We start from the raw sequence: 16,977 nt of genomic DNA, 5'->3' as shown, positions 1-16,977 counted from the left end.
TATACAAGGTAGCTTAAAATGGACAGGAGATTCATGCATGATTTTATGCATTCAAAATAGTATTATTCAATTTTGATATAGGAATTAAGACTAAAGAGGAGCGAGAAAAATGGGTTTAATTCCCTATCAGTATACTTGTATTTTGGTAAAAATGTAATTAATAGGATGGGTAAAATGAGAGGATGAATAAAATTTTTTGAGCAATAAATGAGGATTTTACAATTTCGATATAATTAAATTATCAGTCTTTTCTGAATATACCCATTGTTTTCACAATATTTAAAATATATAAAGATAAAAATGACAGTGTACTCCTTATGAAAAACATACTATTTAGCGAAATATTCTCATAATTATTGTATAGACGGAATGAAAATTATGCGGTAAACTATTTTTCGAAATATTAATTTAATTTTGAAAATTTCACTTAATCAATTTTTTCTGGGGCATCTTGAATAAATATTCATGCATCAGAGCTATGATTACAAAATGGGGGGATTATTTTGAAGAAGAAAAAATTAGCAGGGGCATTCCTTTCTCTAACACTTGCTGCAGGAGTTCTAGCGGGTTGTTCCGGCTCCGGTTCATCAGATAAAACAAGCGGGGACGGTGATACGATCAAGATCGGTGTCAACCTTGAATTATCAGGCGGTGTAGCCTCATATGGTCAATCAATTTCGGAAGGCCTGGAACTTGCGACTGCAGAAATCAATAAAGAAGGCATTGACGGAAAAAAAATCAAACTAATAAAAGTCGATAATAAATCTGAAGCGTCCGAAGCGACTAGCGGCGCAATCAAGCTGACATCACAAGATAAGGTTGCAGCGATCGTGGGTGCAGCGACAAGCACGAACTCGATTGCACAAGTGCAGATTGCACAAGATAATAAAGTGCCGGTCATCTCACCTTCTGGTACAAGCCCTGAAATCACTTTCAGCAAGGATAAATTGAATGATTACATTTTCAGGACAAGCTTCATCGATCCTTTCCAAGGAACGGTTGCTGCGAATTTTGCCACTAAAGAAATCAAAGCGAAAAGTGCCGCCATCTATATTGACAGCGCAAGTGATTATTCAAAAGGATTAGCTGCAGCCTTTAAAGAACAATTCGAAAAAAATGGCGGAAAGATCGTAGCCCAGGAAGCTTACATTGCGAAGGATACGGATTTCCGTTCCACATTGACTCGTTTGAAATCGGCAAAACCTGATTTCATCTTCCTGCCTGGTTACTATGAGGAAGCTGGTCTGATCGTGAAGCAGGCGCGTGAAACTGGACTTGACGTCCCATTCATGGGCGGAGACGGCTGGGACTCTCCTAAGCTAGTTGAAATTGCCGGTGCAAAAGCGCTAAATAACACGTTCATAACGAACCATTATTCTTCAGGCGACCCTGATGAGAAAATTCAGAAATTTGTGTCAGCTTTTAAAGCGAAGTACAAAGATAAATCCCCGGATGCATTTAACGCTCTAGGATATGACACAGGATACTTCCTTGCCGATGCGATCAAACGTGCCGGTTCAGCCGATTCAGAAAAAATTAAAGAAGCGCTGGAAAAAACGAAGGACCTTGAGCTTGTAACGGGTACTTTTACATTGGATGAAAAACATAATCCGATCAAATCCGCTACCATCCTTGAATTTAAAGAGGGAAAACAAGTATTTAACACAAAAATCAATCCTTAATTTCGGAGAATAACTCCAACCCTTTCGCCGGCCCTTCGTCATAAAAGAAGGTGCTGGCGAATTCTCATTTTTCAGGTATACCAGGTCACTGAACTTCCCCTTGGCGGAATGCAAAGAGTCTGGACTAATCACATTATAAAATTAGATTTTTCAAGGAGAGTCGAACATGGAATTGATACAGCAGTTAATAAACGGAGTTTCACTAGGAAGTATTTATGCCCTTATCGCTCTCGGTTATACGATGGTTTACGGGATTGTTAAATTGATAAACTTTGCACATGGTGATGTCTTCATGGTCGGCTCATTCGTTGGATTTTACTCGATAACGGTTCTGGATCTTTCATTTGTGCCAGCTCTATTAATCTCGATGACGATCTGTGCGCTCTTTGGAGTGATAATCGAGCGTATCGCATACAAGCCATTACGAAACGCTACGCGTATTGCAGCACTTATCACGGCCATCGGGGTCTCCCTTTTGATCGAATACGGATTCATCTACGTCCGTGGTGCACAGCCGGAAGCTTACCCGAATGATGTATTGCCGACGGACAAGTTCAATATCTTTGGAGTTTCCATCAATAGTCAATCGGTTTTGATTTTTGGAGTGGCTGTAGTCCTGATGATCATTCTTCAAATCATCGTTCATAAAACAAAAATAGGAAAAGCCATGCGTGCCGTTTCATTCGATGCGGATGCAGCCAAGCTGATGGGGATCAATGTTAATAACACGATTTCTGCCACCTTTGCAATCGGCTCCGCTTTAGCTGGGGCAGCAGGCGTCATTTTCGGCATTTATTATATTAAGATCGAACCGCTAATGGGTGTGCTTCCGGGGTTGAAGGCATTTGTCGCCGCCGTACTTGGAGGGATCGGGATTATACCGGGCGCCATGGTCGGAGGCTTATTACTTGGTGTCATCGAGGCTTTGGTCAGTGCCGCCGGTTACTCATTATGGCGTGATGCGGTAGCCTTCGTCGTACTGATTCTTATCTTGATTTTCATGCCACAAGGCTTATTCGGTAAAAACAAAAAAGAAAAAGTATAAGGGAGACAATGCAATGACTACATTTAAGCGAGCAAAAGGTTTTTGGCTCTCGATTTTACTATCATTGATCTTTTTCGCCGTAGTTCAAGTGTTAATCGGCGGCGGATCGCTAAATCCTTTTTATCAAAATACGCTCATGTTCATCGGGATCAATATCATTCTGGCAGCGAGCCTTCACTTGATCATCGGGATAACAGGGCAGTTTTCCATCGGACATGCCGGATTCCTGGCAGTCGGAGCCTATGCTTCAGCCGTTATGACCATGAAGCTTGACATGCCTTTTGTTGCAGCATTGATAGTGGGCGGTTTGGCGGCAGCGCTGGCAGGATTGATCATCGGAATCCCAAGCTTACGTTTAAAAGGTGACTACTTGGCGATTGCCACCCTCGGTTTTGGGGAAATCGTCCGGATCGTGCTTTTGAATATCGATTATGTTGGCGGGGCAAGCGGGATGCAGGTATCCCATTTGACCACTTGGCCTTGGGTATTCGCTTCCGTTATCGTTACGATCATCGTCATCAGGAACTTCACAAGTTCGACACATGGCAGAGCCTGCGTATCGATCCGTGAGGACGAGACGGCTGCCGATTCGATGGGGATCAATACGACCTATTACAAAGTTGTCGCGTTTGCGATCGGTGCCTTTTTCGCCGGGATTGCTGGAGGGCTTTACGCTCATAACTTCTACATCATCCAGCCATCCAACTTCGGATTCCTGAAGTCATTCGATATCTTGATCTTAGTCGTACTTGGCGGCCTTGGAAGTCTTTCAGGAGCCGTATTGGCGGCCATCTTACTGACTGTGGTCACGACATTCCTTCAGGATTATCCTGAAACGCGAATGATCATTTACAGCCTGGTGCTAATCGTCATGATGATCTATCGTCCACAAGGTTTAATGGGGACAAAAGAAATAACATCCATGTTCAAACGTAAAGGAGGCAGCAGCCATGAAAATAGAAACACCGCTGCTTAAAGTCGATTCGGTCGGCATCCAGTTCGGGGGGCTAAAAGCCGTTTCTGATGTTAACGTCGAGCTGTACCCTGGGGAATTGGTTGGCTTGATTGGACCGAACGGAGCAGGGAAAACGACTTTTTTTAACTTACTGACAGGGGTATACGTCCCGACGGAGGGAACGATTTCTTTAAAAGGGGAGGACTTGAGAAAAAAGCCTCCATATAAAATCACCCAAAAAGGCATCAGCCGGACATTCCAGAACATTCGCTTATTCAGTGAACTATCCGTGATCGATAATGTAAAGGTGGCCTATCATTCCCTTTCGAAGCATAGCATTTTAAGCTCGATCTTCCGGATGCCGATCCATTTTAAAGGCGAAAAGGAAATGGATGAAAAGGCGATTGAGTTCCTGAAGATTTTCAACCTTGATCAATATAAGGATGAAAAGGCTAAGAACCTGCCATATGGCAAACAAAGACGTTTGGAAATTGCCCGTGCACTTGCAGCCAACCCGAAACTGCTTTTGCTGGACGAACCGGCAGCGGGAATGAACCCTCAGGAGACGCACGAGCTCATGAACCTGATTGCCCTCATCCGTGAGAAATTTGATTTAACCGTATTATTGATTGAACATGATATGCCGCTCGTCATGGGTGTTTGCGAACGCATATATGTACTCGATCACGGACAGCTGATCGCTCAAGGCAAGCCAGAGGAAATCCGTAACAATCCAAAAGTCATCGAGGCCTATCTGGGCGAGGAGGTTTCATAATGTTAAAAATCGAGGACATTAACGTCTATTATGGAAACATTCAAGCCTTGAAAGGAATCTCGCTTTCTATTAATGAAGGTGAAATCGTTACCCTGATCGGGGCAAACGGAGCGGGGAAAAGCACGATGCTGAAAACCATTTCGGGACTGTTAAAACCAAAACAGGGGAAAATCATGTATGAAGGGCAATCCATCGGCGGAAAGGCCGCACAATCCATCGTGAAAATGGGCATTTCCCATGTACCTGAAGGCCGGCGTGTATTTGCTAATATGACCGTTGAAGAGAACCTTCAGCTTGGTGCCTATTTACGCAAAGATAAGGCAGGCATCAAGCAGGACATGGAGAAAGTCTATGAATTATTCCCGCGTTTGCTTGAGCGCCTGAAACAGCAATCCGGAACCCTTTCCGGCGGTGAACAGCAAATGCTCGCAATGGGCAGGGCACTCATGGCCAAGCCCCGGCTTTTGTTGTTGGACGAGCCATCCATGGGACTCGCCCCATTATTGGTGAAGCAAATCTTTCATATCATCGAAGAAATCAATAAAACAGGTACAACGATTCTGCTGGTTGAACAAAATGCCAACCTTGCCCTATCCATCGCGGACAGAGCCTATGTTGTCGAAACAGGCCGAATTGTCCTATCAGGCAAATCAGAGGAATTGACCGCAAGCGAAGAAATCAAGAATGCCTATTTAGGAGGACATTAAACCGCTTTATAGCGGATTCAAACTGCAGACAAACTCGAAGAAAAGCGAGTTTGCCTGCAGTTTTTTTATTTCAAAAAAGTGCCAGTTGATTTCAGAAATCCGCTCCCTTTCCGCCGACTGTCTGCCAAGCCTCCTCACCGCAAGCGGCTGTGGGGTCTTGGCTAGCCAGTTATTCGGCAGGAGTATCGCAAATTTCTTCAATCTAGTGTTTCATCCATATAAAAAGTAAAAAATATGAAGGATAAACAAGTGTTTTATAAAAGGATTCGGGGTGAGATACTTCGGCCCCAAAATTTTAGACAAAAGTGTTTATATCTGAATGAGTTGATTGGAGCGGGTGTTCGAGACTCCTGCGGGGAAAGCGAGTCCAGGGGAGACCCCACAGGCGCGAAGCGTCGAGGAGGCTCCCGGACCGCCCGCGGAAAGCGAGTGCCTGGAGTGGAAAACAAAGTACAAATTTTAAAGTAATCAATTATTATCAAGTTTGTCTATAGTCAACCGCTTTGTTTTAAAATTAGATAGAACCCCTTTTGTCGACAAACTGAAACCGCTTATAGCGGTTTTTTCCTTTTGGAAAATATGTAATTTTACTAGTTAAAAAGGTTAGTAAAACCAAATCAGACGGTATACAATCTAGTTAGGGATAATAGTAGAATGGGTTCATGTCAAAAACCTCATCCATAGCTATTCTTAATCATATTTTTTGGAGTGATTTCATGCACAAACTTATTCAGGCCTTACTGCCGGTTCTACTGCTGTTTATGATTCTGCCAATCTGCCAGCCGGATGCTGCATCTGCAGAAGAAATCCCGCAATCCGATGGTGTCATCGTCAAATATAAAGAGACGAATGATGAGCCGATCAACGACTTGATAGAAAAGGTCGAGGTCCCTAAAGGGGAAACGACCGACAACGTTATCGAGGAACTTGAAGAACAGAAGAATGTGGAATATGCAGAGCCAAACTATCTTTTCAAGAAGATGGACAGTCCGAACGACCCTGCCTATAAAGACCAGTGGCATCATAAAACGCTCGGAACGAATGCAGCATGGACAAAAACCATGGGCTCAAAGGAAATGATCGTAGCCATTATTGACGATGGGGTCGATCGTAACCACGCTGATTTAAAAGGGAAAATCGTCAATGCCTATGATACGGTACGCAATCGGAAGAATATCGTACCAAAAGGGGAGCATGGAACGCATATCGCAGGCATCATTGCAGGTTCTGCGAACAATGGCATTGGCGGAGCGGGTGTTGCGCCTAACGTAAAACTCATGCCGATCAACGTTTTTGATGGCGAATATGCCAATACGGCCGATATCATTGACGCCATTCATTTTGCCGTACAGCACAAGGCTAACATCATCAATATGAGTCTGGGAGACACCAGTTATTCGGAGGCGTTGAACAAGGCTGTCCAAGAAGCCTATAAAAAAGGCGTCCTGATCGTCGCAGCTGCCGGGAATGAAGGTGATATGGGCAAAAATGTACAGCGTGTTTATCCAGCTGCATTCAGCCATGTCATTTCCGTTGCCGCCACTGACTCAAGGGACAAGCGTGCCAGTTATTCCAACTACCATTCAACAGTGGATATTGCAGCCCCTGGAGATGATATCCTTTCAACCTTACCGGATGGTAAATACGGCTGGATGAGCGGAACATCAATGGCCACGCCGATGGTGACGGGTGTAGCGGCACTGATTTGGTCGTATGAGCCCAAGCTCAACAAATCGGAGGTCGAATACCGCCTATATGATTCAGCCGTGGACCTCGGTGCAAAAGGGAAAGACATCTACTATGGAAACGGGCGGCTCAATGCCAAAAAAGCGCTGGAAATGAAGACGCTGACCAAACCGGCCGTGACCGCGATTTCCGATAGGGACACCAAGATGAATGGGAAAATCCCAACTGATTTCAAAACGGGGACCGTCTCCATTTATACCGATAAAAAACAACTCGCCACGGTGAAGATCAACGGCGAAAAGTCGTTTACAGCGTCCATCGAAAAACAAACAGCCGGCACGACCATCTCTACTAGGGTCATCGATAAATCGGGAAATAAAAGTATACCCGTTTCATTTAAAGTGGCAGATAAAACGGCTCCCTTAAAACCGTCAGTAAATACGGTAGGAGACAATACCGTAAAAGTAACAGGAAAAGCGGAAGCGAGCGCTAAGGTCACTGTCAAAAATGGCAGTTCGGTCCTTGGCAAAGCAAATTCCAATAACGCTGGGAATTTCACTGTTACGATGTCAAAGAAACAAAAAGCAGGAAAAGTCCTATCCGTTACAGCAACCGATAAAGCAGGAAATACAAGCTCAGTCAAAACAGTGACCGTCGCAGACAAAACAGCACCAAGTAAACCTACGGTCAACACGGTCACGACAAAAACGACAAAAGTAACAGGCAAAGCAGAAGCCAACTCCACTGTCTCCATCAAAGCATCAGGAAAAGTGATCGGCTCTACCACAGCAACGAATAAAGGCACTTTCTCGGTTAAAATCCCCAAGCAAAAAGCAGGGAAAAACCTATATACCTATGCTAAAGACAAAGCGAAAAACGTAAGTGAATCAAGGGAAGTCACGGTTAAAAAGTGATATGAAACTAGGCAGCCCATAATAAGTACTGGGGGCTGTACTTGTAACACTCTTGGCAAACTTACCGTTTTGGGTCAAAAAAAAGAAGCAATAGCGAATATTGCTTCTTTGATCATCTATTGTTTCATCTACGTTGCAATATCGTCCTACACGAAATACTTTAAATTTCACCTTCTTCAAGCCTCCTATTATATTCAATTTTACTTATTAATCCTTTTGCATTACAGGTAAGACAATCTGTATAAATATCGTAGGCACCCGTACCTGCACAAACATGGCATTTAACATGAGTTTCTGGTATATCCTTTTGCATGAATGAAAAAAGTTTTCCAATATACTGCAGAATAAGCATTCCCAAAACTCCTTTTTTTTTCTATCATACAACAAAAAAAGGCGAAACCAACATGGAATACAATATCATTACTTAAATCAAATAAAACCATTACATACTTTACATTGAATTAAAAAATCGCCTGATAGGGATTCAAGGTTATTTTATTAGGTAAGAAAGGGCGAGGGGTGAACAGTCCTTAAAGATGTACTTATTTAATTTTTCGTTGCCGTACAGTTTTGTTCCAACTCTCCCTTTAAATCAAAGGCTGTTTTCACATACTTTGTTGCTATTAGGTAGTGAGTTGTATTTGATTTCCCCTCCAGATGCTCGCTTTCCTTGGTGCGGGCGGTGAGCCTCCTCGGCGTAAACGCCTGTGGGGTCTCACCTGTCCCGCTGCTCCCGCAGGAGTCTCGCACTTCCGCTCCAATCAACCCTAAATAGTTTCGTTTTAAAAACAACAATCTTTACGAAAAGAGCCAAATAAAAAAAGCCGCTCAAATGGAACGGCCTAACTTTCCTTTATAAACGATCAGGAAAGTTTGTCTACTGCATAATTTAATTCAGCCAAGTTTATGGGCTTTGGGAAACCTGGGTATACAAATTTAAAGGATATTATAATCCGGATATATAATTATTTTTTTCTCAAAATCCATAGGTAAGCCAATATTGAAATCCCCACAGAGACTGCTGCCATTATGTAAATGCTAATATACCCAAACAGATATCCGATTTGTCCGAAGAGGATGGCACCGCAACCGATTCCAAGATCAAAGAAGGAATAGAAGGTGGCATTGGCCATGCCCTTTCGATTTCGGGCAGCGTGTTCAAGAGACCACGCTTGAAGAGCCGGTTGTACAGCCCCGAATCCAATGCCATAAAAAATAGCTGCCATATACAGAACCATGTTACTTGGCATCCATGCTAGCAATAGCATCGCTGCTACGATAAAAAGAGCAGATGGAATGAAGACAGCTTGATGTCCTTTTTGATCAAAGATTTTTCCAGCGAACATTCGTGTGAAAATAAGAGCTAAAGCGTAAAGAAAAAAGTATCCTTGAATACCTGTCAGACCTTTTTCGATCGTATAAAGCGGTAAGAAGGTAGCAATCCCGCCAAAAGATACCGTAATGAAAAAAACAAGAATGGACGGAGCAACAGCGCTTTTTTCATAAATGTCAAACCTATTAGTTTTAGCGGGGGCAGAAGGATGATCTACTTTTTTATAGGTAATTGTTGATGCCATGATCCAAGCTGCCAGGCTTAAGGCACCGCAAAATAAAAACAAATGTTGAAAGGTTAAAACATCCGCTAAGTAAAGTCCAAATGACGGACCAAAAGCCATCGCCAAATTACCCGATAAAGTGAAGTATCCCATTCCCTCACCCCGACGCTTTGCTGGTATAAGATCGGAGGCAATCGTACCTGATGCGGTGGTCGTATATCCCCAGCCAATCCCTTGGACAATCCTCATTGAACATAGAAGGAAAATACTCATCATAAATCCAAACGAGCCTATCGCTACAGCCAAAAAGGCTAGACCGAACAGGAAAACAAAACGTCTACCTTTTGTTTCCAGGGCCTGTCCGGCAAAGGGGCGGACAATCAGAGCAGAAAATAAAAACATGCCAGCAACTAACCCAATATACCGTTCATTTCCGCCAAGCTCCTTTACAAAAAGCGGAAGGGTAGGGGAAGTCATTTGAAAGGATAAAAAAACAAAGAAGTTAGCAATGAAAATCATCACAAAATCACGTGTCCAGATTTTATTGGCAACCGGAAGTTCTTCTTTTAACAAGGGTATACCCATAATAGTCATTCTCCTTAATTGATAGTAATTATCATTCTCATTTTACTAGAGTTATAGAAAACAATCTATATAGAATAGAAATAGAAAATAAGTGATCACATTATATCTGGGTAATATTGACTAATAGATAGTCTGTAAAATCATAATAGAAACAAAAAATTAGGATGGAGGTCACTTTATATTCAGAAAATACAAAATTTAATTTGTAAAAAATAATAAAAATGTTATATTTATGTAAATAAATAAGAGGATAGACTTACGAGGGGGAATTTGTTTTTAGGTGATGGATATTAGCTCTATATCTTACCTAATTTATATGAATGTGCTAAGAGGTGAAAAAAAGTTAGCTATTACAAAGTCCATTGCCAATAATGGTCTGAATCTTAATATCAATAATGCCATTTGATCATGTTCCTGCCTCTACTGAAGAGTGGAGTTACCTTTGCATAAAACAAACGTAGTTGTAAAAGCCTATCTTTACCGTGAAGTTCCAATGGAAATTAATCAATTCACTTGTTAATCATGGTAAAAATGTCGGGTATTTGGGATAGTTGTTAAGAGTTCATATCATTAATGTGAAATTTTAATTAAGGACCTTTTATTTACCATTTATAAGGTTTATTATCAATGGGGAAATGAGAGATTAAAGGAGTTAATTATGGGTAGACCTACAGAGACTTTAATGGAGACGGTAGAAGATTCTCAAAATAGCAGGAAGAAACCTATGGTTGTTAAACTAAATTCCGAACAACTTGATGAATTTGTACAAAGATTTCCAGATGACGGAGAGTTTTTTGGTTTAAGCTATCACATTCATGATGATAAGACAGTCACTTTTAACTATAGTTCAGGTGGTAAACTTCTAGAAGTATTGAATTTGGTTAAGTGATTGGTACTTTGGAGTATCCAGAAATGCTGGATTCAGACAGTAGACAAACTCGATGAAAATCGAGTTTGTCTACTGTTTTTTTTAGGGTTTTAAAAATTCGAACGTTGATTTCCACTCCAGGCACTCGCTTTCCGCGGGCGGTCCGGGAGCCTCCTCGGCGCTTTTGCGCCTGTGGGGTCTCCCTTGGACGCGCTTTCCCCGCAGGAGTCTTGCACCTTCCGTTCCAATCAACTTTGTTTTAACAATAGATATAACCGCTTTTGCCTACGTCTTTTTTGTTTTAAATAGGAGTATTAAAACTTGAGGTGATGACGATGCTTTCGAAACATAATTCTATTCCGCGAGATCAACTTGAAATGATTACTCTGGATCAACTGGTGCCAGCGAACCATTTGGTTCGTAAAATTGAGGCGCCATTGACTTCACTTTCATTTATGACTTGGTGAAAGATATGTATTCAGAGATAGGGCGCCCAAGTATTGATCCAGTTATTTTAGTTAAATTGACATACATTCAATATACCTTCGGTATTCGTTCGATGCGTAAAACAATTGAAGAAGTTGAAACGAATATGGCTTACCGCTGGTTTTTAGGTTACGGTTTCATGATAAAGTGCCTCACTTCTCAACGTTCGGGAAAAATTACGAGCGACGATTTAAAGATACTAACCTGTTTGAACAGATTTTCTATCACATCTTAATGACAGCTTCCGAAAGAGAGTTAATAAGTGCTGAGCATGTATTCGTTGATTCCACTCATGTGAAAGCCAGTGCAAATAAGCGAAAGTTCGCAAAGAAAGTTGTTCGCAAGGAAACACGAGCGTATCAAGAACGCCTTCAAGAAGAAATAAATCAAGATCGTGAAAACCATGGAAAGAAACCTTTCCACCAGATAAATTTTATAAGGAAGAAACCAAAGAGATTAAAGAAAGAACAACAGATCCTGAGAGTGGTTACTATGTGAAAGATGAACGGACAAAACAGTTTGCCTATTCATTTCACACGGCTGCAGACCGCAATGGTTTTGTGCTAGGGGTCGATTGTAATACCTGGAAATACGCATGATAGCTATATGTTAGAGCCACTGGTTGAACAAGTGATTGAGAAAGTTGGAAAGCCTGAAGCCGTTGCCGCAGATGCAGCTTATAAAACACCAGCCATTACAAGCTACCTCTTTGACAAAGAAATCACACCGGCTTTACCCTATACACGGCCTCGAACAAAAGAAGGATTCTTCCGCAAACATGAGTATGTTTACGATGAACATTTTGACTGTTATTTTGCCCATCGGGCGAGATTTTAAAGTACTCAACAACAAATAAAGAGGGATATCGTGAGTACAAATCTCCCAAACACATTTGTAAGACATGTTCATTTTTATCACAGTGTACAGAAAGCAAAGACCATCAAAAAGTGGTGATGCGCCATATCTGGCAAGAAAATATGGAAGAAGCAGATCACCTGCGTCATCATCAAGATGTAAAACCTATCTATGCGAAACGCAAGGAAACGATTGAGCGTGTATTCGCAGATGCAAAAGAAAAGCATGGTATGCGTTGGACTACTTTAAGGGGACTTAAAAAATTGTCGATGCAGGCGATGCTTACTTTCGCTGCCATGAATTTAAAGAAGATGGCCAATTGGACATGGCAAGGTCCAAAAATGGTCTAACATAGTGGGCTCGTAGAGACCCGAGCTCTTAATCTTGAGCAAAATTCCAAGAAAATATCAAAAGGGGTTCGGAATTATTAAATTCCGAACCCCTTTTGTCGACAAACTGAGACCACCAAATGGTGGTCTTTTGAATTGTACGATAATTTACATCGTAGAAAGGGTCGAAAAGCGTATTTAATGCGTAAAAGATGCGGCCACAAAAGAAATAGTTAAGTATCATTCCACATCATTAGATATGAATAACGTTTAAGCGTCTTTAAATAAGGTAAGGCAGGCTGTGAATCACGAGTTCCGAGTAAAATCCTGCATTCTGACCAAGACTTCCGTTACACCCATCCACCATCCGTTACTTAATAACAAAATGAAGGAATTTGGGCTAACCCAATCCATGACTTGCAAGGAGAACTGTTGGGATAATGAACTCACTCAGTTAATTAAGTACTTCTTAAGAATTGCTTGCTTACTCGCAGGATTACACCAATAAATTGAATCCCAACACCTGCTCATACCACTTAATCGCAGCATCCAAATCAGGCACAGCCAATCCAATATGATTAATAGCTGTCATATGTAATGTATCCCCCTGATAATAAAATACCCTTTTAAGGCGGGGGCAAACTGTACTGTTTTGAAACAAAAAAAAGAAGCAATAGCCAATACTGCTTCTTTGATTACATATCGACCTCACGAAATAGTGAAATAGAGTTTAGGTAGCAGTACTCAAATAAGAGTCCATGTGTCAGTCATTTGTATCATCAAATAATCAGAAAAAGTGATTGGTTCTACCACAGCAACCACTAGAGGTACTTTCACGGTTAAAATCCTCAAGTATATAGTCGTGAAGAATCTATATACTTATGCCAAAGATAAAGCGAAATATGTATGTGAATTAAGGAAAAACATGGTTAGAACTTACATATAAAAGCCTTCGAGAGAATCTCGTAGGCCTTTTCAAAATTGATATTTCATATTATAAAGCATGATAAGTTTTTTCAACTATTGCCATTTATAATTGGTTTAACAACCACTGCAAATGTATTATTTGCATTTGCACTCATTCCGTCAGTCGCATTACCCTTGAAATAATTACCATGTCCAAGCAACACGTTTGAAACTTCGGGTATGTTCGCAACCTTAAGCCCAAATCTTTGTGTTGGAATATCTTGATCATCAATAAAAACACACTGATTAAAAGTTATTCTATCTATAATATTCCTCTTATCCGTATTATCAATAACAACACCATCGAATAAATTAGGAGCATTCTTACTGTTGTTTTTAAAAAGACATGAATTAAAAACAACATTCTTAGTACCTATACCATCATCTATCGTTTGAAGAACTGTTTCTATATTGACCCCTGCATTTTTTGAATCTGTTATTTGACAAAATGAAAATAAGACAATGTTATTGTCTCTAGCCATTAGAATACCATTTTTGTTGCCTCTAAACTTACTATCCCTTACTGATATTTCGGAAGTGAATGCGAGAGATAATCCGAAATCTTTGTTATCGCTCATATTAGAATTTAATACCCTAACATTTCTGACATTGTTTGCCCATCCAAAAACTTCAAGTCCTGATCTATTACCCGTACAAACTATATTGTCTAAAATCACATTTTTTACAGTACTATAGTGTTCTGGTTCAATATCAATCCCACACTCAGGTAATTTTCCTGCTGTATTTGTAAAAGAGCTGTCTCTGACCGTCAGTCTATCAACATTTATGATTGATAAACCTTGTCGCCTGTTATCATTGCATGTAACATTGTAAATATTGATATTATAGCAAGGTAAACTCCCGCCAATATAAATTCCATCAGCCCAACACTTAGAAATATGTGTATTTCTAATAGTTATATTTTTGGAGTTTCTAACTATAGAAATTCCCATTCCAGCTTCACCAGTGTTTCCGATGTGTTCATAACGTTCACCCTCAATAAAACCACCCTCGATTATTACGTTTTCTTTCTCAACTATATTTATAATTTGATACGAAGCATCAGGGTTTGGTTTCGCTTTAAGTTTTGCATTACTGGAAAGTGATACAGTTTGATTCGACAAAGGAGTTAAGGGGGTCTCTGCATTTATTATATATGTCCCGTTGGGTATCAATACCCTACCACCATTAGGTATGCTATTAATCGCGCTTTGAATTGCTTTTGTATCATCCGTAACACCGTCACCTTTAGCGCCAAATCTTTTTACGTTTATAACAACGCCAACCATTTCGGATTCTAGATTCATGATTCACCCGATATATTTTCGCATGTTTGTTGTATATTTTTAGCCACATTAAAGAGAGTTATATACAATCTTTTCACTAATAGATATAAGGTCAACATTGTTTTATTATTATATTCTCCGAAATTTAGTTCCATCTAAATACATCAGCCTCCTTAAAAAATGCTTTTTCTATTCAACGAATTAATATATGAAGTAGCCACGCATATCTGAATTCATGTAGTTTGACTAGCACTCCAATAAAATTAAACATAGCTGGATCGTCAAATAATAAGTGTAATTATTATTTGAATATTCAGTTAATTAATTTCGGATAGGGTTATTTCCGCATCAACCATCGTTAAGTTTCTTTTTTTGTATTATATTCATTTTTTAAGTAATTGCTACCTGAAATAGCATTTTTTGTACCTGCCGCTAAAAGTATTTATACGTATGTAAACCCTATCACTCTTAGTTCTACTCGAATGATAAAATGTTAAAACTAATTGAATATATTAAAGTTACTGAAGGATTATTAAAAAAAAGGGAACTAATAATAGCACAGAAAAAACTAATAAGGAAAACTATAAGAGAGGCATAAAACAAAAAATAATCTTTAATTGTTAGGCGGAGACATAACATTTGGTGAGGGTGTAGTATTACATGATGTAATAAAGTCACAAAAAATATGTATGTATCTCATTTAAAGATACCGAAAATTCTTTGTTAGTCTTCTGATTGCGTGTAACGGGGGGGAAAAGTGGTTATTACCACTTTTCTCTTTAGGATTGGTTAAAACTATCAATAAGCAAGTATTCTATGTTAATGAAAAATCCTGATTTTTAACGAGGAGTACATTTCCTATCCTCGATAAATTCGCGCATTTCCTTTTTTGATATCCCTGACCTCATAACATCATGCATGATTGCCATCCACTCTTCATCCATGCCTTTGTCTGCTTGATCATGCAACAGAGCATCCACTTTAATACAGAGGATTCTAGCGATTTTTTCCAAAACTAAAATAGTAGGGTTTGTTTGAAGGTTTCTTTCCAGTGAGCTTATATAGGATTTGGCAACGCCGGATTTTGTGGAGAGTTCACTAATTGACATTTTCCTTTCTTCCCTAAGCGACTTAACTCGGTAACCTATCATATTGACCACACCTAACCATTAAAATGAAAGTTATAAATGATTTTTAAACTATTATTTTTAGTTTACACATTTATTCTCCCTTTTTAATGATAACTAGGCACTAAAATACTTGACACAATTATATGAATAAACGGATTTTCCTGTTTTGGTAGGCATATAGTTAGGTCCATTTCAAGAAATTTTTGCAAAACCGAAAAATCACCTAAGAAGGATTGGGATTTGGTGTATACTTAGATTTATTGAAATTCGGGTCGGAATATTCCGGAAAATGGCCTATATATATATGATATAGGTAAATTTAGGAAATGAAACTACTTTTGAATTGAAAAAGTAGTTTGTAAGTTTCATGTAAATTTCCTTGGAAATACATAAATATAGGTAATTTTATGCTACAATGGAATAGGTTATTTTTAACACATCAGGAGGATGAAATGGAAGAAACTATTAGTATTAAAGATATTTTTAAAACATTAAAGAAGCGTTGGAAGCTGATCATGCTGCTGACATTAATTGCCGCTTTGATCAGCGGAACGATTTCTTATTTCGTATTAACACCCGTTTACCAATCTTCAACACAGATCCTGGTTAATCAGAAACAATCGGAGAACCAATTGGACTCGACTCAAATACGATCAAATATCGACATGATCAATACATACAGTGTGATCATAAAAAGTCCTGCCATTTTGGAGAAGGTCATTGATGAGCTTGAACTAGACCAAAGCGTTGAGCAACTTAGCGGAAAAATAACAATCAACAGCCAAGAAAATTCACAAGTCTTCTCATTAACGGTTCAAGATAGTAATCCTACTAAAGCAGTAGAAATAGCTAATACAGTTTCTTCAACTTTCCAAAAGGAAATCAAAGATATAATGAACGTCGACAATGTTAGCATACTTGCCAAGGCAGAAATAAAGGACAATCCTGCTCCTGTAAAACCTAATCCATTATTGAATAACGCTATTGCGGTGGTAGTTGGTTTGATGGCTGGAATAGGTTTGGCATTCCTCCTTGAGTATATGGACAATACGATCAAGGACGAGGATGATATTGAGAAACTCCTGGAATTGCCCATCCTTGGATCGATTCAAAAAATTTCATAAGTACATAATCAAGGCTAACCCAGAAAAG

The 16,977-nt window shown here is 39.8% G+C and carries 14 protein-coding genes and 1 pseudogene; 9 read left to right on the top strand and 6 right to left on the bottom strand.

From position 1 onward, the window contains the following. Nucleotides 1-503: 503 nt before the first annotated feature. The 5 genes from UP17_RS17315 to UP17_RS17295 all read left to right on the top strand — a co-directional run bounded on the left by UP17_RS17315 (nucleotide 504) and on the right by UP17_RS17295 (nucleotide 5,164). Nucleotides 504-1,682, top strand: a complete 1,179-nt coding sequence (locus UP17_RS17315) for an ABC transporter substrate-binding protein (protein WP_061464211.1) — start codon at nucleotides 504-506, stop codon at nucleotides 1,680-1,682. A gap of 166 nt (nucleotides 1,683-1,848) precedes the next feature. Further along, nucleotides 1,849-2,727 (top strand): branched-chain amino acid ABC transporter permease, encoded by an 879-nt coding sequence (locus UP17_RS17310; protein ID WP_061464210.1) that lies wholly within the window; start codon nucleotides 1,849-1,851, stop codon nucleotides 2,725-2,727. Between the two features lie 13 nt (nucleotides 2,728-2,740). Further along, nucleotides 2,741-3,703, top strand: a complete 963-nt coding sequence (locus UP17_RS17305) for a branched-chain amino acid ABC transporter permease (RefSeq protein WP_061464209.1) — start codon at nucleotides 2,741-2,743, stop codon at nucleotides 3,701-3,703. Next, complete coding sequence (locus tag UP17_RS17300; RefSeq protein ID WP_061464208.1) at nucleotides 3,678-4,457, top strand: ABC transporter ATP-binding protein; 780 nt, start codon at nucleotides 3,678-3,680, stop codon at nucleotides 4,455-4,457. The genes UP17_RS17305 and UP17_RS17300 overlap by 26 nt, the downstream gene beginning before the upstream one ends. Then, nucleotides 4,457-5,164: an ABC transporter ATP-binding protein gene (locus UP17_RS17295; RefSeq protein WP_061464207.1), complete on the top strand. Its 708-nt coding sequence runs from the start codon at nucleotides 4,457-4,459 to the stop codon at nucleotides 5,162-5,164. Before UP17_RS17300 ends, UP17_RS17295 begins: the two co-directional genes overlap by 1 nt. A 6-nt stretch (nucleotides 5,165-5,170) precedes the next feature. Here the strand turns inward: UP17_RS17295 and UP17_RS27780 are convergent, their stop codons facing one another. Then, nucleotides 5,171-5,365: a hypothetical protein gene (locus UP17_RS27780; protein WP_155727353.1), complete on the bottom strand. Its 195-nt coding sequence runs from the start codon at nucleotides 5,363-5,365 to the stop codon at nucleotides 5,171-5,173. Between the two features lie 515 nt (nucleotides 5,366-5,880). On the opposite strand from UP17_RS27780, the gene UP17_RS17290 reads away from it, so the two are divergent. Further along, nucleotides 5,881-7,764 carry a S8 family peptidase gene (locus UP17_RS17290; RefSeq protein ID WP_061464206.1) on the top strand — a complete coding sequence of 628 codons (1,884 nt, stop codon included), beginning with the start codon at nucleotides 5,881-5,883 and terminating at the stop codon, nucleotides 7,762-7,764. Between the two features lie 160 nt (nucleotides 7,765-7,924). Here UP17_RS17290 and UP17_RS17285 read toward each other — a convergent pair whose 3' ends face one another. Beyond that, nucleotides 7,925-8,116 (bottom strand): hypothetical protein, encoded by a 192-nt coding sequence (locus UP17_RS17285; RefSeq protein ID WP_061464205.1) that lies wholly within the window; start codon nucleotides 8,114-8,116, stop codon nucleotides 7,925-7,927. 613 nt (nucleotides 8,117-8,729) lie between these two features. Continuing rightward, nucleotides 8,730-9,905 carry an MFS transporter gene (locus UP17_RS17280; protein WP_061464204.1) on the bottom strand — a complete coding sequence of 392 codons (1,176 nt, stop codon included), beginning with the start codon at nucleotides 9,903-9,905 and terminating at the stop codon, nucleotides 8,730-8,732. Nucleotides 9,906-10,563: 658 nt separating this feature from the next. Here UP17_RS17280 and UP17_RS17275 point away from each other — a divergent pair. Beyond that, complete coding sequence (locus UP17_RS17275; protein WP_061464203.1) at nucleotides 10,564-10,794, top strand: hypothetical protein; 231 nt, start codon at nucleotides 10,564-10,566, stop codon at nucleotides 10,792-10,794. Nucleotides 10,795-11,108: 314 nt separating this feature from the next. After that, nucleotides 11,109-12,464, top strand: a pseudogene (locus UP17_RS17270) (IS1182 family transposase). Nucleotides 12,465-12,939: 475 nt separating this feature from the next. On the opposite strand, the gene UP17_RS26825 reads toward UP17_RS17270, so the two are convergent. The 3 genes from UP17_RS26825 to UP17_RS17260 form a co-directional block, all read right to left on the bottom strand. After that, nucleotides 12,940-13,035 carry a VOC family protein gene (locus UP17_RS26825; protein WP_081108868.1) on the bottom strand — a complete coding sequence of 32 codons (96 nt, stop codon included), beginning with the start codon at nucleotides 13,033-13,035 and terminating at the stop codon, nucleotides 12,940-12,942. 424 nt (nucleotides 13,036-13,459) lie between these two features. Continuing rightward, nucleotides 13,460-14,716, bottom strand: coding sequence for a right-handed parallel beta-helix repeat-containing protein (locus UP17_RS17265; RefSeq protein WP_061464202.1), 1,257 nt, complete (start codon nucleotides 14,714-14,716; stop codon nucleotides 13,460-13,462). An 818-nt stretch (nucleotides 14,717-15,534) separates the two neighbouring features. Beyond that, nucleotides 15,535-15,846, bottom strand: a complete 312-nt coding sequence (locus tag UP17_RS17260; RefSeq protein ID WP_061464201.1) for a helix-turn-helix domain-containing protein — start codon at nucleotides 15,844-15,846, stop codon at nucleotides 15,535-15,537. Between the two features lie 431 nt (nucleotides 15,847-16,277). Between UP17_RS17260 and UP17_RS17255 the strand changes: the two genes are divergently transcribed. Then, nucleotides 16,278-16,949, top strand: coding sequence for a YveK family protein (locus UP17_RS17255; RefSeq protein ID WP_081108867.1), 672 nt, complete (start codon nucleotides 16,278-16,280; stop codon nucleotides 16,947-16,949). Nucleotides 16,950-16,977: the final 28 nt, after the last annotated feature.

Origin of the sequence: Peribacillus simplex (assembly GCF_001578185.1) — a bacterium.
Lineage (GTDB): Bacteria > Bacillota > Bacilli > Bacillales > DSM-1321 > Peribacillus > Peribacillus simplex_A.
The sequence above is the reverse complement of the archived record's forward strand: the minus strand, read 5'-3'. Positions and strand labels throughout refer to the sequence as shown.